Here is an 18,734-nt window from a genome sequence, read left to right on the forward strand (position 1 = left end):
ATGCGCAATATCGGACATTTTATCGGCGGCAAGCATGTTGCCGGTAATAGCGGTCGCACCGCCGACGTTTTCCAGCCGCTCGACGGCACGGTTCAGGCCAAGGTGGCGCTTGCGACCAAGGATGAAGTGCGCGCTGCCGTTGAAAACGCCAAGGCTGCCCAGCCTGCATGGGCCGCGACGAACCCGCAGCGCCGCGTCCGCATCCTGCGCAAGTTCCTCGAACTCGTCGAAGCTGAATATGACAGCCTGGCCGAACTTCTGGCGCGCGAGCATGGCAAGACGATTGCCGATGCCAAGGGCGACATTCAGCGCGGTCTTGAAGTTGTGGAAGTCTGCCTCGGCTCTGCGCATATGCTGAAGGGCGAGTTCACCGACAATGCCGGTACGGGCATCGACACCTATTCCATGCGTCAGCCGCTCGGCGTTGTTGCCGGTATCACCCCGTTCAACTTCCCGGCCATGATCCCGCTCTGGAAGGCTGGTCCAGCGATTGCCTGCGGCAATGCCTTTGTTCTGAAGCCATCCGAACGCGATCCGGGCGTCCCGATGCGTCTGGCTGAACTGTTCATGGAAGCGGGTCTGCCTGCCGGCATCTTTAACGTCGTCAATGGCGACAAGGATGCCGTCGATGCGCTGCTCGACGATCCGGATGTGCAGGCCATCGGCTTCGTCGGCTCCACGCCGATTGCCCAGTACATCTACGGTCGCGGCTGCTCGAACGGCAAGCGCGTTCAGTGCTTCGGCGGCGCCAAGAACCACATGCTCATCATGCCCGATGCCGATATGGACCAGACCGTCGATGCGCTTATCGGCGCTGGTTACGGCTCGGCAGGCGAACGCTGCATGGCAATTTCGGTTGCTGTGCCAGTCGGTGAAGATACCGCCAACCGCCTGATGGAAAAGCTCATCCCGCGGGTTGAATCGCTTAAGATCGGCCCGTCCACCGACAATTCTGCCGATTACGGCCCGGTCGTCACGCAGGCTGCCCTTGACCGCATTCGCGGCTATGTCGATCTCGGTGTCGAAGAAGGCGCGAAGCTGGTTGTCGATGGCCGTAACTTCAAGATGCAGGGCTATGAAAATGGCTTCTACATGGGCGGCTGCCTGTTCGACAATGTGACGCGCGACATGCGCATCTACAAGGAAGAGATTTTCGGCCCGGTTCTCTCCGTTGTCCGCGCCAAGAATTACGAGGAAGCGCTCGCATTGCCGAACGATCATGAATATGGCAACGGCGTCGCCATCTTCACCCGCGACGGCGATGCGGCCCGCGATTTCGCAAGCCGCGTGCAGGTCGGAATGGTCGGTATCAATGTGCCGATCCCGGTTCCGATCGCTTACTACACCTTTGGTGGCTGGAAGGCTTCCGGTTTCGGCGATCTCAACCAGCACGGTCCGGATGCATTCCGCTTCTACACCAAGACCAAGACCGTCACCTCGCGCTGGCCGTCTGGCGTGAAGGACGGGGCAGAATTCGTCATCCCGACGATGAAGTAATTAGGCGCTACTCCTGCCTCATCCTGAGCTTGTCGAAGGATTTGGCAGGTGGCTGTGGGCACCTTGTCCCCCGTAAAACCCCACCCAAGCGGTGGGGTTTTTGTTTTCCAGTGTTTTGCGGTAGGATTCCTCGTCCGACTGTGCTACGGCGACGCTGTCCCCTTTCCTGAATGCAAAACGCTTCAGCAACGAAGAGACCGTTTCCTATGGCTGTCAGCTCCAAGCATATTCCCGCTCCCGATCTTCATCGGGTGCGCCGCGCCCTCCTTTCCGTTTCCGACAAAACCGGCCTGATTGAATTCGCCAAGGCGCTCCATGCGCATGGCGTCGAAATCCTCTCGACCGGCGGCACTGCCAAGTCCATTGCGGCGGAAGGCATTCCGGTGCGCGACGTTTCCGAAATCACCGGCTTTCCTGAAATCATGGACGGGCGCGTGAAGACGCTGCATCCGGCAGTCCATGGCGGCCTGCTCGCCGTGCGCAACGACCCGGAACACGTTGCCGCAATGGAAGAGCACAAGATCGGTGGTATCGATCTTGCCGTGATCAATCTCTATCCGTTCGAGGAAGTGCGCTTCCAGGGCGGCGATTACGACACGACCGTCGAAAACATCGACATCGGCGGCCCGGCCATGATCCGCGCTTCGGCCAAGAACCACGCCTATGTCGCCACCGTTGTCGATCCGGCCGATTATGCCGAAGTGGTCACCGAGCTTGAAAAGCATGCCGGTTCGCTGCCGCTCGCTTTCCGCAAGAAGCTGGCCGCCAAGGCTTTCTCGCGCACCGCAGCTTATGACGCGGCGATTTCCAACTGGTTCGCCGAAGCCATCGAAGAAGAAACGCCAATCTGGCGCTCGGTTGCGGGCAAGCTGCATTCGGTCATGCGCTATGGTGAAAACCCGCACCAGACTGCAGGCTTCTATCTCTCCGGCGAAAAGCGCCCGGGCGTTGCGACCGCAACCCAGCTTCAGGGCAAGCAGCTTTCCTACAACAACATCAACGACACCGATGCGGCTTTCGAGCTCGTCGCCGAGTTCGATCCGGCGCGCACGGCTGCCGTCGCCATCATCAAGCACGCCAATCCGTGCGGTGTGGCGGAAGGCGCATCGATCAAGCAAGCCTATCTGAAGGCGCTGGCGTGCGATCCGGTTTCGGCGTTCGGCGGCATTGTTGCGCTCAACAAGACGCTGGATGAAGAAGCCGCCGAGGAAATCGTCAAGATTTTCACGGAAGTCATCATCGCTCCCGATGCAACGCCGGGCGCGCAGGCCATCGTCGCCGCCAAGAAGAACCTGCGTCTTCTGGTGACGGGCGGTCTTCCTGACCCGCGCGCCAAAGGTATCGCTGCGAAAACGGTTGCCGGTGGCTTGCTGGTTCAGTCGCGCGACAATGGCGTCGTCGATGATCTCGACCTCAAAGTCGTGACCAAGCGTAGCCCGAGCGAAGCCGAGCTGAACGATATGAAGTTCGCCTTCCGCATTGCCAAGCACGTCAAGTCGAACGCCATCGTCTATGTGAAGGACGGCGCAACGGTTGGTATCGGAGCTGGCCAGATGAGCCGCGTCGACTCGGCGCGTATCGCTGCCCGCAAGGCGGAAGATGCAGCCGAAGCCGCCGGTCTGGCAGAGCCGCTGACCAAGGGTTGCGTGGTTGCCTCTGACGCATTCTTCCCGTTTGCGGACGGCCTGCTTTCTGCCGTTCAGGCAGGCGCTACGGCGGTTATTCAGCCGGGCGGCTCCATGCGTGACGAAGAAGTGATCGCTGCTGCCGACGAGCATGGCATTGCCATGGTCATGACCGGAATGCGCCATTTCCGTCATTAATTCATCGACTTAGAAATCTGAAAACGAGCCCCGAAACGAAAATTTTCGGGGCTTTTTGTTTTCATTGAGTTTCGAATTATTTCGTTTTAAATTCGTTTATGAGCGCTCACGTAAATACGGGAGCTGCTTTGCATCAGGGGGAGGACGCGGAGGCATAGCAAGCTTTTTCATACCTGATGTAAACTAAAAGCATTTTACACAAACATATTCGAACGGGAGGATACTGTGAGTACCAAGCAATTTATCGGCTCCATCGATCAGGGAACCACCAGCACGCGCTGCATCATTTTCGATCAACTGGGCGATGTCATCGCGATGGATCAGCGCGAGCATGAGCAGATTTACCCCAAGGCCGGCTGGGTGGAGCATAGCCCGCTTGAAATCTGGCGCAACACGCAGCACGTCGTCGCGGAAGCGTTGAAGAAGGCCAAACTGACGGCAGCGGATATCGCCGCGATCGGCATTACCAACCAGCGCGAGACGACGCTGCTCTGGGACAAGGCGACCGGCCAGCCGCTTTATAATGCGCTTGTCTGGATGGATACGCGCACCGCCGATCTGGTGGCGCAATATACGAAGAATGGCGGTGCGGATCGTCTTCGCGCCCGGACGGGGCTGCCGATCACCACCTATTTCGCCGGACTGAAGCTGCGCTGGATTCTCGACAATGTTCCGGGCGCGCGCCAAAAGGCCGAAGCAGGTGAGGCGCTATTTGGCACCATCGATACATGGCTGGCCTGGAACCTTACCGGCGGACCGGATGGCGGCATTCACATTACCGATGTCACCAATGCCTCGCGCACGCAGTTGATGGATATTGCAAGCCTGCAATGGGATGCGGAAATTCTGGACCTCTTCCATATTCCGCGCGCTTGTCTGCCGGAAATCCGCTCATCGAGCGAGGTTTATGGCGAGATTTCGGTTCGGTCCCTGCGCGGCGTCCAGCTTGCGGGAATTCTGGGTGACCAGCAGGCAGCTTTGTTCGGTCAGGCCTGTCTTGAGCCGGGCGCGGCCAAGAACACTTATGGCACGGGCTGCTTCATGCTGATGAATACGGGTGACAAGCTCGTTTCGTCCGATTACGGCCTGCTGACCACCGTTGCCTATAAGATCGGCGATGCCCCGCCGTCTTATGCGCTGGAAGGCTCCATCGCCATTACCGGCGCGCTGGTGCAATGGCTGCGCGACAATCTCTGTATCATCCGCAACAGCAGCGATATCGAAACGCTCGCCCGTACTGTCGATGATAATGGCGATGTCTATTTCGTCCCGGCATTTTCCGGTCTTTATGCGCCGCATTGGGAATCGTCTGCGCGCGGCGTCATTGCCGGGCTGACGCGCTTTGCCAATAAGGGTCATATTGCCCGCGCTGCACTGGAGGCAAGCTGCTATCAGGTGCGCGAGGTGCTGGAAGCCATGGTAAAGGATTCCGGCGTGGAGATCGGTGAACTGCGCGCCGATGGCGGCATGACTGTCAACGAATTCGTCATGCAGTTTCAGGCCGACATTCTGGATGTCCCGGTGGTCCGCCCCAAGATCGTGGAAACCACGGCGCTGGGGGCGGCTTACTCGGCTGGGCTTGCCGTCGGCTACTGGAAATCCATGGAAGATGTTGTCGAAAACTGGCAGGTCGGCCATCGCTGGCACCCGAAGATGCCGAAGAAGGAGCGTGAACGCCTGTTCGCCTCATGGGAAAAGGCGGTTCAGCGCTCCCTGAACTGGGTGGATTAAGGCCAATTCGGCGCTCTATAAGGCCGCCTTGTCGGCAGGATAGGGCGTCGCTTTCGTCAGACAGAGACCAGCGGCGAAAAAGATCACCAGCACCGCCATTCCAATGGCTGCCGACCCGCTGATGGCGGTGACGGTGGCGACAAGAAATGGCGCGAGGAAACTGGTGGCGCGGCCCGCCAGCGCGTAGATGCCGAAATAGCGTCCCGACTCTTCCGGCTCGATGCTGCGGGCAAACCATGAGCGCGACGAGGCCTGCACAGGGCCGAAGGCCGCGCCGATCATCAGGCCATAGATGAGATAGGCATGTTCGGCAGGCGTCGAAAAAAGCCCCTGCGCGGTGCTTTCCGCAAAGGGTAGCAGCCCGAAGAACGTATAATCGCGCCCTGTCGATACAATGCCGAGCGTGGCGAGCAGCAACAGGATCAGCGATGCGATGACCACGGCTTTTGAGCCGAAACGTGAATCGACGCGGCTGGCGACAAGGCAGCTGAAGATCGCCATCACATTAAGGATCATGCCGAACAGGCCGATCTCGGTAATCGACCAGTGAAACATGGCGGCAGCATAGCCGCCGCCCAGCGCCAGCAAAGCGTTGACGCCGTCCTGATAGACCATGCGGGCAATGAGAAAGCGCAATATGCCGGAGCGCTGGCGCACCTCGCGCAGCGTGGCTTTCAGCTCAGAAAGGCCATGGCGTAGCGCCTTGCGCAGAGGTTCGCCGCGCGCCGAATCCGGGGTGAACAGGAACATCGGCAGCACAAAGATCAGATACCAGAGCGCTGCAAGCGGGCCGGTGATGCGGGCGTCTTCACCGGTGGTCGGATCAAGGCCAAAAAGAGGATCAACGCCGATGATCGTTTTGCCGGTTTGCGGTGACCCGGCCAGAAACAGCACCACGAAGACCAGCACGATCATGCCGCCTAGATAACCAAGCCCCCATGCGATATTGGAAATGCGTCCGATATCTGCACGTGGCACAAGACGCGGCATCATGGAATCATTGAAGACGATGGAAAATTCAGCTGCCACCGAGGCGATCGCAAAGGCCAGCAGCACCCAGAACAGGCTTGCTCCCGGCGCCGCGAACCAGAGGAGCGACAGGCTGACGATCTTCAGAACGGCGAAGAAGCCGATCCACGGTTTGCGCGCGCCGGTGCGGTCGGAAACAGCGCCGAGCACAGGCGACAGAATGGCGATGATAAAGCCCGCCGCCGCGATGCCATAGCCCCATGCAACTTGCCCGGCTTCCGGGCTTGCCGCCATGCGGGAGATAAAATAGGGGCCGAAAACAAAGGTCGTGACGACGGTAAAAAACGGTTGCGCCGCCCAGTCGAACAACATCCAGCCCCATATGCCGCGCCGTGACGCATAGCTGCGTTCGCTGACTGTCAGATCGCTCAAATGCCACTCCCTTGCGAATGTGGCCGGAGCTTATACGGCGAGCGACAACCTCACAAATGAAAAGGGCGGCCTTAAGCCGCCCTTTCATTTTTATTGCCGGGCGCGGATTACTGCGCCAGATCGGACATCAGGCCAGCGGCGACAGCCAGCCGCGAGACGGTGAGGTCGCCGCCTTCGGTGAGCGCGACCATGCGATTTCTGACCTGCTCGATCCGGACGCCGTCCGCATCGAGCCACGCCGCTGCCGGGTCTTTCTCCTTGGCGAAGCGCTTCAACGCCGCGATGGTGATCCCGCGTGCCGCCTGCGTGATGGTCTCGCTCGCACGCGACAGGGCCAGTCCGTCATAATAGTCGGTGACGGGGATGGACCGTGCCGCATCTTCGATGCGTCCGATGCGGAAGGCTTCCGACACGCCAAAATAGGCCTTGGCGGTTGCCACCAGATCGGCGTTCGCCAGATGCGCGATCAGCGCGATATCCGGCATGATGCCCGCAAGCTGGAGATTGGCGAGACGCTGGGCCAGCTTTTCCGGTGCGCCCTTTTCCACGAAGGCAGCCTTGTCGGCACGCACCGTGTTGCGCAGGAATTCAGGCATCAGGCCTTCGAAACGCGGTTCCAGTTCGGCACGCGCCTTGACGATGGTGCCGACCAGTTCGGTGAGGTTTGCGCGGGTCGTATCATTGCGCAGCACCCATGCCGTCGTCGCCTGCAACATTTCGCCGACGAGATGGTAGAACTGGTTCTGCACATCGCCCGGCACGCGATTGTCGAGCGCATCGATGGCGTCATAGACTGCGTCGATCTCGAAACCGTCACGCACCGCGATATAGGCGCGAACAATATCCGAAGGCGACTTGCCGGTCGTGTCGGCCAGACGGCTGATGAAGGTGATACCGCCGCGATTGATGACATCATTTGCCAGCAAGGTTGCAACGATTTCCCGCTTCAGGCGGTGGCCCGAGATTTCCTCTGCGTAAGTCTTGGCCATACGTTTCGGGAAATAGCCGAACAGCAGTGACTGGAAGTAAGGCTCGTCTGGAAGCGCACTTGCCACCAGATCGTCACTGAGCGACAGCTTGGCATAGGCCAGTAGGACCGCCAGTTCCGGGCGGGTCAGTGGATGGCCTGCCTTCTGGCGATCAGCCAGTACGGTGTCGGACGGCAGATACTCGACCTTGCGATCCAGCAGTTTGCGGTGTTCCAGTTCCGCCATGAAGCGGGCCTGGTAGGGGAGTTCGGCAAGTCCCTGACGTTCGCTCAGCGAAAGCGCCAGCGGCTGCAGATAGTTGTTGCGCAGCACGAGCTCCGAAACATCGTCGGTCATGCTGACCAGAAGCTTGTTGCGGGCAGGGCGCTTGAGCTTGCCCGAACGCATAGCAGCGGCCAATGCGATCTTGATATTGACCTCGACGTCCGAGCAGTTGACGCCAGCCGAATTGTCGATGGCGTCGGTGTTGCTGCGACCGCCTGCAAGCGCATATTCGATGCGCCCGCGCTGGGTCATGCCGAGATTGGCGCCTTCGCCGATCACACGGGCGCGAACATCCGAACCGGTGATGCGAATGGCGTCATTGGCGCGGTCGCCCACCTGCGCATCCGTTTCGCTGGACGCGCGGATATAGGTGCCGATGCCGCCGAACCATAAGAGATCAACCTGCGCTTTCAGGATGGTCGTCATGATTTCCTGCGGCGTCGCCGTGGTCTTGGCAAGGCCGATGGCAGCCGCTGCCTCGGCAGACAGGGTGATGGTCTTTTGGCTGCGGCTATAGACACCGCCGCCCGACGAAAGCTTCGAGCGATCATAGTCCTGCCAGCTTGAGCGCGGCAGTTCGAACAGGCGCTTGCGCTCGGCAAAGCCGTCCGCCGGAACCGGGTTCGGATCGATGAAGATATCGCGATGGTCGAAGGCGGCAATGAGCCTGATCTGCTCGGAAAGCAGCATGCCATTGCCGAACACATCGCCCGACATGTCGCCCACGCCGACAACCGTGAACGGCTCGGTCTGTATATCCATGTCGAATTCACGGAAATGCCGCTTCACGGCTTCCCAGCCGCCACGGGCGGTGATGCCCATGCCTTTGTGGTCGTAACCGGCAGAGCCGCCCGACGCGAAAGCATCGTCCAGCCAGAAATCATGCGCCTGACTGATGGCATTGGCCGTATCGGAGAAGGTGGCCGTGCCCTTGTCGGCGGCGACGACGAAATAAGGATCGTCATTGTCGTGGCGCACGACATTTTGCGGCGGCACCACAGCGCTGTCATGGATATTGTCGGTGACCGACAGAAGCGTCGAGATGAACACCTTATAGGCGTCGCGTCCCGCTTCGAAGACGGCATTGCGGTCGCCGCCCACCGGCAGGCGCTTCGGATAGAAGCCGCCCTTGGCGCCGACCGGCACGATCACCGCATTCTTGACCTGCTGCGCCTTGACGAGCCCCAGCACTTCGGTGCGGTAATCCTGCGCGCGGTCCGACCAGCGCAGACCGCCACGGGCGACCGCTCCGAAACGCAAATGCACGCCTTCGACTTCCGGGCCGTAGACGAAAATTTCGCGATACGGGCGCGGATCGGGCAGTCCATCGACCAGCCGCGGATTGAGCTTGAAGGCGAAGGTGACACGCGGCTTGCCTTCGGCATCCAGCGTATAGGCGTTGGTGCGCAGCGTCGCTTCGATCAGGTTGCGGAACCGGCGCAGGATCTGGTCGTCGTCGATGCTCGGCACACCGAGAAGGGCGGTTTCGATGGCGTCGATCAGCTTCTTTTCCGCTGCGTCACGGCGCTTGGCCGTTGGGTTGAAGCGCAAATCGAACAGCGAATAGAGATCGCTGGCGATTTCCGGATACCGGTTGAGGGCGGCGGCGATGAAGCCCTGCGAATAGGCGATACCCGCCTGCTGCAGATAACGGCCATAGGAGCGCAGAATCATGATCTGGCGTGCGGTGAGGCGGGCCGTCTGCACCAGCGCGTTATAGCCGTCATTATCGGCAAAGCCGTCCCAGACAGTGCGGAACACGTCTTCCAGCATTTCGCCGTCATCGGAAAGATCAACCGGTGCGCCATAGGCGTTCACAAGCTGCATGTCGTGCACATAGACCGGCGCACCATCTTGACCGGCATGGGGCAGATCAATGGTCTGTTCGCTGACGACGCGGAAGCCCATATTTTCCAGAAGCGGAACGCGCTGCGACAGCACCACCGGCGCGCCGTGATGATAAAGTTTTAGCGAAACCGCATCCGGTCCATCGGTGCGATAACGGTAGAAATCCACGAAAAGCGGTGCTTCCGGGCTGAGACCCGCAATGCGCTCCGCATCGACCAGCGCTTCCGGTGCGGTGAAGATTTCGCGATAGGATGGCGGGAAGCTCGCGGCCAGCGCCACGACACCAGCATCGGCGTTTTCCACGCTTTCACGCACCGCATCTTCCCAGGTGCGGACGATGGAACGCACTTCCGCCTCCAGCGCTTCGCGATCCACATGCGGCGTGGAGCGTTCGTGACGGCGAATGACGAACTGAACGCGCGTCAGGCCGTTTTGAAGGAAGACCGGATGGAATTCAAAGCTGTCGCCGCCATAGACGTCGACGAGATAGCGACCGATCTTTTCACGTACGACCGAGTCGTAACGGTCGCGCGGTATATAGACCAGCACGGTCGCGAAACGGCCAAAACGGTCGAGGCGCGGAATGGCGCGCACACGCGGACGCTCGCCCAGCGCGAGGATGAGTTCGGCATTGGCCGTCAGGCTTTCCGTGTCGATCTGGAAAAGCTCGTCGCGCGGATATTCTTCCAGCACGTTGATCAGCGCCTTGCCAGAATGGTCTTCCCGGTTGAAGCCCAGGTGCTTGATCACCGCATCGGCCTTCGAGCGAATGAACGGGATGCTGGACACCGAGCTTATATAGGCGACCGAGGTGAACAGGCCGACGAGGCGCAGTTCGCCAATGGCTTCGCCCTTCGGTCCGAAAATCTTCACGCCGATATAGTCGAGATAGGAGCGGCGATGCACCAGTGACAGCGTATTCGCTTTGGTGACGATCAGCGGCTCGTTGCTGTCGAGGAATTCGGTAACCTCGCGCGGCGTGACGGTATCGTCGTCATCCTTGCGCAGCACGCGCACTTCATTGTCGCCAAGGACGCCCAGCGGCTCCTTGACGGCGACGAGGCTGCGCTTCTTGCCCGAACCTTCAAAAGCAAGCTCACGCATGCCGAGGAAGATGAAATGATCGTCGCGCAGCCATTCGAGGAAGGCGATGGCTTCCGGCATGGCGGCATTGCCGTTCAGCTCGTAAGCGCGCTGGTAATCTGCGATGGCGTCATCGAGACGCTTCAGCATCGGCTTCCAGTCGCCGACGGCAAAACGCACCTGTCCGAGAACGCGCTTGAGCCCGTCCGTCAGGTCGGCCTTGGCCTGCTTGCCGAGCGCTGGCAGATGAATCTGTACAAGGCTGACGCGCTCAACGCCCTTGGCAGGTGCGAGCTGCGATGCTTCGCCGAGAATAACCAGCCCATCCTTTTCCCGGGTAACATCGAGAACCGGGTGCACGACCATGAAAATCTGGCCGACGTGATTGTTCAGCTCGCCCAGAATGGAATCGAGCAGGAACGGCATATTGTCGTTGACGATGGTGATTACGCTCACCGGGCGACCATGGCGTTCGATACCGTTATCGACGCTGATGATGCTTTTGCCCTTGCGGTAGGATTCAAGAGCCGCATAGCCATGACGGGCTGAACTGTCGAGCGCTTCGGCGTCGTAAGCTGCCAGATCTTCTGGCGGTGCCCACTCGAAGAGAAGCTGCGAGAAGGCTGCCAGCGCCTTGGGCTTCCCCCCTTTTTGTCCTCTTTGCTTGCCTTGGAATTCTTAACTTTGCTCGACCGATCCTGCTTTGCAGTCACGTCGGATACTCCTGTCATGATGGCAATGCGCGCCAAACTAGCAGATCAGACATTTCTTTCGATGACAAATTGCTGCGACTATCGAAAAAAATCCTGAAAAGTCAGAAAAATGGCATCTAATCCATTTAATTTGGAATAAAATATCGAAAACTTTGGGCGATTTTTCTAAAAATACCGGGGAAATTCCCGGCGCGCTAAAAAATTGGCGTCAGCCGACGGCGGAATTGCCACAATTCAGACCAAAGTCGTAGATGATTCTGAGATGCTGGCGCTGTCAGAGCTCGATCAGATGATCGTCCAATTCGTTCATATTATCGGCGCCTGCGGGGAAGTGCTTTTCCAGCAACGTGCCAGCCTGATCAATCGCCGTGACGAAGCCCTCCGCCATTTGTGACCGCGATGCGTGATGGATCAGCGTCGCGACAATGGCGTTCCATTCGTCTTGCTCAACACGGGCATGGATGCCTGCATCGGCAATCACTTCGGCATAATGCTCGGCCATGGAAACAAACAGCAGAATGCCGGTGCGGTTTTCGGTGATGTGGACATTGCGCGCCAGAAACTGTTGCAGCGCATTGAGATGGGCGCGCTTGTAGCGGATGCGGCGAGGCACCAGCAACATGCGGATCGATGGTAGCAGCCAGAGAACCAGCATGGCCGAAATGAAAGCGGCGAGAATGGACAGGCCGAACATCGGCAGGCTGATATCAAACCAATACCAATGGGCGAGGCAGGCTGCGATCACCGAAGCAAGCAGGATGCCGCAGGTTGCGACAAAGCCAGCTGCAAAGAAATAGTCGTCGCTGCTGCGCGCCAGCACCGCATAGATTTCGCCACTGGTGCCTGCTTCCGCGTCCCGGATGGCGTCAGCGATGCGAGCATGGTCTTCGGCGCCGATCAGCGTATGGTGCTTCATCGCTACCTCTCCCTACCAGCTTCCAGAGGCGCCGCCGCCCCCGATGAGCCGCCGCCCCCGCCAAAGCCGCCACCGCCGCCGCCGGATGACCAACCACCGCCACCACCCCAGCCGCCGCCGCGACCGCCGGAGCTGCCGCTTGAATTGGTGTTCAGCGTCATACCCAGCCATTCATAGCGTCCGGGGCCGAGCTTGCGTCCGAAGATCGGGGCAAGCACTGCGAAGCCGAACCCGCCGAAGAAAATCAGACACCAAAAGGTGATGAAGATGACCGCAACCCAGTCCACATCGTCACTACTGGTTTGCGCATTACGCTTGGCGCGCGCTTCCAGTTCGGCGGCGTCGCCGGAGAGAACGGAGAGAATGCCGTCCACGCCCTGCACGATGCCGCCACTATAGTCGCCGGTGCGGAAGGCTGGAATGATGGCGCCGTTGATGATGACGCTCGACAGCGCGTCGGTCATGGTGCCTTCAAGCCCGTAGCCGACCTCGATGCGGACTTTGCGGTCGTTCGGGGCGACAACGAGCAGTATGCCGTTATTTTCCTGCCTCTGGCCGAGAGCCCAGCTGCGGAAAAGGCGGTTTGAATAGGATTCGATGTCCTCGCCATTGAGGCTCGGCACCGTCACCACCACCACCTGATCGGAGGATTTAGCCTCGAAATCCGCCAGTTTCTGGGTCAGTTGCTGCCGTTCAGCCGGATCGATGATGCCTGCATTGTCCACCACACGGCCGGTCAGCGCCGGTGTGGCCTTCTGTGCCGTATCCTGCGCCCATGCAGCCGAGGTTGGTTGCAGGGTCAGGACAGCGGAAAACAGCAGAAGCAGGCATGCAAACAGGTATCGCGGCCAGTGAAGGCCGCGATGCCGATGCCGGAATGCTGCGCCCGTCGCCACGGAAGCGACCGTCAGTTAAACTTGACTTGCGGTGCTGCCTGGCTGCCGGCGTCGGCGCTGAAGGTCTGCATCGGTTGCGCGTCGCGATACCAGATCCACGTCCAGATCATGGTCGGCATGGTCCGCAGCGTGGTGTTGTAGACGCGAACCGCCTCTATATAGTCGCGGCGCGCCACGGCGATGCGGTTTTCCGTGCCTTCAAGCTGCGATTGCAGCGCAAGGAAATTCTGGTTGGCCTTGAGGTCCGGATAGCGCTCGACCACCACCATCAGGCGCGACAGGGCGCTGGTGAGGTTGGCCTGATTGTCCTGAAACTGCTTGAAAAGTTCAGGATTGTTGAGCGTTTCCGGCGTGATCTGCACCTGCGTCGCCTTGGCGCGCGCATCGATCACCGCTTGCAGCGTTTCCTTTTCGTGGGCGGCATAGCCCTTCACGGTCTCGACCAGATTGGGCACGAGATCGGCGCGGCGCTGGTACTGGTTCTGCACCTCGCTCCAGGCGGCCTTGGCCTTTTCCTCATTGGTCGGAATCGTGTTGAAACCGCATGCCGAAAGCAGCGGAACCAGAAGGGTGAGACCAAGGGCGATGAGAATACGGCGGAAAGAGAAAGAAGAGGCAACCGTCGCAGCCGACATGGGTTTCTCCTGAAAAAAGACGCTTTGCCAAGCGCCCGAGTACGGATGTCGTGGCCCGAATATTCGCATTCACGAAAATGCGAGCCGTCAAATCAACAAGATAGCGTAATTTTGCGCAGCGTCCAGCCCGTTTGCAACACTGTTCCACCCCTGTCCGGGCGCAGAGGGCGGGTGGGCCAGAACCGGCTTCGCGCTTGCAATGGCGCAATTCTATGTTGACTCTATCAACATCTTCAATATTGATAGAGTCAACATAGGGGAGGCGCCGAACCACGGCGTATGCAGCAATGACGGAACCGACCAATCAGGCTGACATCGGCGCATTGCGCGCCTTCAATCGAGCCTATACGCGTCGTCTCGGCCTGTTGAACGCGCATCTCGACAAAAGCCCGTTCACCCTGACCGAAGCGCGCATTCTCTACGAGATAGCAAACCGCACCGCGCCGACGGCGGCGGACATCATGCGGGCGCTGGGGCTTGATCGCGGCCAGCTCAGCAGAACATTGAAGCGCTTCACCGAGCGCGGACTGATCGAGACGGAACAGCACCCGGATGGCGGGCGCAGCCGCCCCATTCTGCTGACCGAAGCTGGCCGCAAGACGTTCAACGCTCTGGAACGCAATACCTGTGATACAGTGGGCGAACTTCTGGATGGCTTACAGCCCGACCGCCGCCGCGATCTGCTGACGGCTGCCGGGGCAATCATGCGCGTTTTCGACGAGGGGCAAAACGGGCAGGTGCAATTGCGTGATCTCAAAGCCGGTGATCTCGGCTGGATCATCCATCGTCAGGCCATCCTCTATACCGGCGAATATGGCTGGAACAATGAGTATGAGGCGCTTGTCGCCCGCATTCTTGCTGATTTCACGGAAAATTTCGACCCTGCCCACGATGCCGGCTGGGTGGCGGAAATCGACGGTCGCGTGGTCGGTTCAGTCTTTTTGGTCAAGGGCGGTCAGCCCGGACTTGGCAAGCTGCGCCTGCTCTATGTCGAGCCGGATGCGCGGGGCGCAGGTGTGGGGGCGAAACTCGTCAACGCCTGCATCGAGCGCGCGCGGGCTGTCGGTGATGAGCATCTCACGCTCTGGACGAACAGTGTGCTGACCGCCGCTCGGCGTCTTTACGAGCGCGCCGGATTTAAGCTTGTCGAAGAAGCGCCACACCATTCCTTCGGTGTCGATCTGATCGGTCAGATATGGGAACTGGACCTTACGGCAAGTCTTCAAGGACAAATGAAGGCCAGCGCATAAAAGAAAAGCGGCGGATTGCTCCGCCGCTTTCTCAAAATGCAAACTGCGCGAAAGATTATTCGCTTGCAGCAGCTTCTTCAGCCGGAGCGGCTGCGGCTTCAGCGGCAGCAGCAGCAGCTTCTGCAGCCTTCGCAGCAGCTTCTTCTTCAGCCTGCTTGGCCAGAGCGATACGCTCCTGAGCCTTCTTGCCCGGCTCACCCTTGGTCGGGTTGCTGCGGGCCGGACGCTTGGCAATGCCAGCCTGGTCGAGGAAGCGCAGAACGCGGTCGGTCGGCTGTGCGCCCTGGGCGATCCAATGCTGGATGCGGTCGGCGTCGAGCTTTACGCGTTCAGCGTCCTTGGCCAGCATCGGGTTCCATGCGCCAACGGTTTCGATGAAACGGCCGTCACGCGGGCTGCGGACGTCGGCAACAACGACGTGGTAGTAAGGACGCTTCTTGGAGCCAGCGCGGGCGAGACGAATCTTGAGGGACATTTTTTCTTTCCTTTAGACAAATTGTTCGGCCCTGACGGGCTATCGGTTGTTCTGCCCATCTGGGCAATGGATCGAGCCGTTATCGGCTATTTATTTTCCGCTGTGGTTGGCAGCGGCATGCTCATGATGCCGAATGACTTCCTTCACGATGAAGTTCAGGAATTTTTCGGCGAAATCGGGGTCGAGATGGGCATCGACAGCCAAAGCGCGAAGACGCTCGACCTGACGCTTTTCGCGAGCCGGGTCAGCCGGGGCGAGGCCCCGTTCGGCCTTCAGCACGCCCACTGCCTTTGTGCAGCGGAAGCGTTCAGCCAGCATATGGATCAGCGCCGCATCGATATTGTCGATGGAGGCGCGCAGTGACAGAAGTTCGGCGGGTGCAGTGTTCTGTTCGTCGCTCATAATGCTCACTTTTTCTTCGGCAGACCCGGAAGGCCGCCACCGAGACCCGGAAGCTTGGGTCCGCCCAAACCGGGAAGACCGCCGCCCGAAAGTCCAGGCAAACCGCCGCCTTTCGTCAGACCGGCTGCTTCCGCCTGCTTGGCAAGCGCCTCAAGCTGCTTCGGGTCCATCTTCGACAGATCCGGCATGCCGCCGAGGCCGCCCATGCCGCCACCCAGACCGCCAAGGCCCATCTTGCTGGCAAGACCGCCCATCATCTGCTTCATCATTCCGCCTTTGCCCTTGCCCATGACTTTCATCATGTCGGCCATCTGGCGGTGCATCTTGAGAAGCTTGTTAATGTCGGCGGCGTTGGTGCCGGAACCCTTGGCGATGCGCTGCTTGCGGCTGTGCTTCAAGAGGTCCGGATTGGCGCGCTCAGCCTTGGTCATGGAACCGATAATGGCAAGCTGGCGGTCGAACACCTTGTCGTCGAGGCCGGCTGCAGCAACCTGATCCTTCATCTTGCCCATGCCGGGCATCATGCCCATGATGCCGCCCATGCCGCCGAGCTTCTTCATCTGGCCCAACTGGTCGGCGAGATCGTTGAGATCGAACTTGCCGGACTGCATTTTCTTGGCCATCGCAGCGGCTTTTTCCGCGTCGATGTTTTCAGCAGCTTTTTCGACGAGCGAAACAATGTCGCCCATACCCAGAATGCGGTCGGCGATGCGCTTCGGATAGAATTCCTCAAGCGCATCCATTTTTTCGCCGGTGGCGATCAGCTTGATCGGCTTGCCGGTGATGGCGCGCATCGAAAGCGCTGCGCCGCCACGGCCATCGCCGTCCATGCGGGTCAGAACGATACCGGTAATGCCGACGCGTTCATCGAAATTGCGCGCCAGATTCACGGCGTCCTGACCGGTCAGGCTGTCGGCGACAAGCAGAATTTCATGCGGATTGGCGGCCTTGCGGATATCCGCCATTTCCACCATCAGCGGCTCGTCGATATGCGTGCGGCCTGCGGTGTCGAGAATGACGACGTCATGGGCGCCGAGCTTTGCAGCCTGAACGGCGCGCCTGGCGATTTCAACCGGCGACTGACCGGCGATGATCGGCAGCGTGTCGACGCTGGTCTGGATGCCCAGCTGGCGAAGCTGCTCCTGCGCGGCGGGACGGCGCGTATCAAGCGACGCCATCAGCACCTTCTTGCGCTGGCGTTCGGTGAGGCGCTTGGCGATCTTGCCGGTGGTGGTCGTCTTACCCGAACCCTGCAAGCCGACCATCATGATGACGACCGGTGCCGGTGCGTTGAGATCGATGGAAACGCCTTCGGTGCCGAGCATCTCGATAAGCTCGTCATGGACGATCTTGACGACCATCTGACCGGGCTTGATGCTCTTCAGGATTTCAGCGCCGACGGCCTTCTCACGAACGCGGTCGGTGAAGGAGCGAACCACTTCCAGCGAAACGTCGGCTTCGATGAGCGCACGACGCACTTCGCGCAGCGCCGCCGTCACGTCGCTTTCGGAGAGAGCGCCGCGTCCGGTGAGGCCGTTCAGAATGGAGCCAAGACGCTCCTGAAGTGATTCAAACATCGCGTTTCCTTATATCCGGGAATAGGCGGGAGGCTTCATCCGGGATAGATCGTCCCGCGTGTCTGCCAGTTCAAGAAGCACCCAAAGCGATACAGCACCCGAGGGCGCATCGCGCTGTCGGATGTGGACCTCCGGGATCGTTTTATACCATAATGGGTCCCGGTCGGTGGCTCGCGTTCTGAAGATCGCGGATAGATTGAGGGGTGGATTAGGCGTCGAAGAGCCGAATGTCAAGCAAAACTCGGTCAAATTGCCGTTCTTTCACCCAATTTAGCGCATATCCGCCGATGACAATACAGTGTGGTAATGGCAAATTCCCGCATAAGGCGAATCAATTTCGCTAAACAGTTCACAGCTGATCACTTCACAAGGAGAGAAGAATGGCGTTGACTGCCAAGGGCCGGATTTGGGCGGCGACAGTTCTTGCAGCAGGCATGTTTGCGGGTGCAGGCGCGGCTGAAGCCGCACAATGCGGCAACAATGCTGCCGGCTACAATGCGTGGCTGCAGCAGACCCTGAAGGAAGCGCCGTCGCGCGGCGTTGGCAAGGCGGGCCTCAGCGCGCTGGCCAACACCAAATATGCGCAGGCCACCATCAATGCCGACCGCAACCAGAAGAGCTTCAAGCTCTCCTTTGAAGACTTCATGAAGAAGCGCGGCGCGGATACGATCATCAAGCGCGGCAAGGCCATGAAAGCGCAGAACGCGGCTCTCTTCGCCAATATCGAAAAGCGTTATGGCGTTCCTGCCGGTCCGTTGATCGCGATCTGGGGCATGGAAACCGGCTTCGGCAACTATCTTGGCAAGCAGCACACGATTTCAGCCGTTGCAACGCTGGCCTATGATTGCCGCCGCACCGAATATTTCACCGGTCAGCTTTATGCGGCTCTCAAGCTGGTCGATCAGGGCGATCTCAGCCCGCAGGCAGTTGGCGCCATGCATGGTGAAATCGGCCAGACGCAGTTCATGCCGGCAAACGTCCTGAAATACGGCGTCAGCGGTTCGGGCAGCGCCCATTTCGACCTGAAGAACAAGGCGGATGCTCTCCACTCGACTGCCAACTTCCTGGTCGGTCACGGTTGGAGCCGTGGTGCAGGCTATCAGCCGGGTGAGCCGAATTACGGCGCGATCCAGGGCTGGAACGCCGCGCAGGTTTACCAGCGCGCCATTGCCGTCATGGGCAAGGCCATCGACGGGAATTAACAGAAACCACGGAGCGCTGCCAAAGCGCTCCG

At 59.7% G+C, this 18,734-nt stretch carries 11 protein-coding genes and 2 pseudogenes; 5 read left to right on the plus strand and 8 right to left on the minus strand.

Annotated elements, in window-relative coordinates:
• The 3 genes from QLQ11_RS10025 to glpK all read left to right on the plus strand — a co-directional run bounded on the left by QLQ11_RS10025 (position 1) and on the right by glpK (position 5,051).
• Positions 1–1,497, plus strand: coding sequence for a CoA-acylating methylmalonate-semialdehyde dehydrogenase (locus tag QLQ11_RS10025; RefSeq protein ID WP_109369844.1), 1,497 nt, complete (start codon positions 1–3; stop codon positions 1,495–1,497).
• Positions 1,498–1,703: 206 nt separating this feature from the next.
• Positions 1,704–3,320 carry a bifunctional phosphoribosylaminoimidazolecarboxamide formyltransferase/IMP cyclohydrolase gene (purH, locus tag QLQ11_RS10030; protein WP_121538673.1) on the plus strand — a complete coding sequence of 539 codons (1,617 nt, stop codon included), beginning with the start codon at positions 1,704–1,706 and terminating at the stop codon, positions 3,318–3,320.
• Between the two features lie 225 nt (positions 3,321–3,545).
• On the plus strand, positions 3,546–5,051 hold the full coding sequence (gene glpK, locus QLQ11_RS10035; protein ID WP_283735959.1) for a glycerol kinase GlpK: 1,506 nt from the start codon (positions 3,546–3,548) through the stop codon (positions 5,049–5,051).
• Positions 5,052–5,066: 15 nt separating this feature from the next.
• Here glpK and QLQ11_RS10040 read toward each other — a convergent pair whose 3' ends face one another.
• From QLQ11_RS10040 to QLQ11_RS10060, 5 genes and pseudogenes are all read right to left on the minus strand, one after another.
• On the minus strand, positions 5,067–6,392 hold the full coding sequence (locus tag QLQ11_RS10040; protein ID WP_371831121.1) for an MFS transporter: 1,326 nt from the start codon (positions 6,390–6,392) through the stop codon (positions 5,067–5,069).
• 167 nt (positions 6,393–6,559) lie between these two features.
• A pseudogene (locus QLQ11_RS10045) lies at positions 6,560–11,349 on the minus strand (NAD-glutamate dehydrogenase).
• 274 nt (positions 11,350–11,623) lie between these two features.
• A complete protein-coding gene (locus QLQ11_RS10050) occupies positions 11,624–12,265 on the minus strand; it encodes a TPM domain-containing protein (protein WP_109369840.1) in 642 nt (213 codons plus the stop codon).
• A gap of 12 nt (positions 12,266–12,277) precedes the next feature.
• Positions 12,278–13,092, minus strand: a pseudogene (locus QLQ11_RS10055) (YgcG family protein).
• Positions 13,093–13,172: 80 nt separating this feature from the next.
• Complete coding sequence (locus QLQ11_RS10060; RefSeq protein WP_109369839.1) at positions 13,173–13,796, minus strand: LemA family protein; 624 nt, start codon at positions 13,794–13,796, stop codon at positions 13,173–13,175.
• Positions 13,797–14,083: 287 nt separating this feature from the next.
• Between QLQ11_RS10060 and QLQ11_RS10065 the strand changes: the two genes are divergently transcribed.
• Complete coding sequence (locus QLQ11_RS10065) at positions 14,084–15,046, plus strand: helix-turn-helix domain-containing GNAT family N-acetyltransferase (protein WP_109369838.1); 963 nt, start codon at positions 14,084–14,086, stop codon at positions 15,044–15,046.
• Between the two features lie 55 nt (positions 15,047–15,101).
• On the opposite strand, the gene rpsP is transcribed toward QLQ11_RS10065, so the two are convergent.
• From rpsP to ffh, 3 genes are all read right to left on the minus strand, one after another.
• Positions 15,102–15,521, minus strand: coding sequence for a 30S ribosomal protein S16 (gene rpsP, locus QLQ11_RS10070; protein WP_109369837.1), 420 nt, complete (start codon positions 15,519–15,521; stop codon positions 15,102–15,104).
• A 90-nt stretch (positions 15,522–15,611) separates the two neighbouring features.
• Positions 15,612–15,923: a chorismate mutase gene (locus QLQ11_RS10075; protein WP_078339573.1), complete on the minus strand. Its 312-nt coding sequence runs from the start codon at positions 15,921–15,923 to the stop codon at positions 15,612–15,614.
• Between the two features lie 5 nt (positions 15,924–15,928).
• Positions 15,929–17,500 (minus strand): signal recognition particle protein, encoded by a 1,572-nt coding sequence (gene ffh, locus QLQ11_RS10080; RefSeq protein ID WP_078339572.1) that lies wholly within the window; start codon positions 17,498–17,500, stop codon positions 15,929–15,931.
• Between the two features lie 380 nt (positions 17,501–17,880).
• Here ffh and QLQ11_RS10085 point away from each other — a divergent pair, with 380 nt between their 5' ends.
• Positions 17,881–18,702 (plus strand): lytic murein transglycosylase, encoded by an 822-nt coding sequence (locus QLQ11_RS10085; protein ID WP_109369836.1) that lies wholly within the window; start codon positions 17,881–17,883, stop codon positions 18,700–18,702.
• Positions 18,703–18,734 lie beyond the last annotated feature (32 nt).

This window comes from Ochrobactrum sp. SSR, from assembly GCF_030067775.1.
Lineage (GTDB): Bacteria > Pseudomonadota > Alphaproteobacteria > Rhizobiales > Rhizobiaceae > Brucella > Brucella teleogrylli.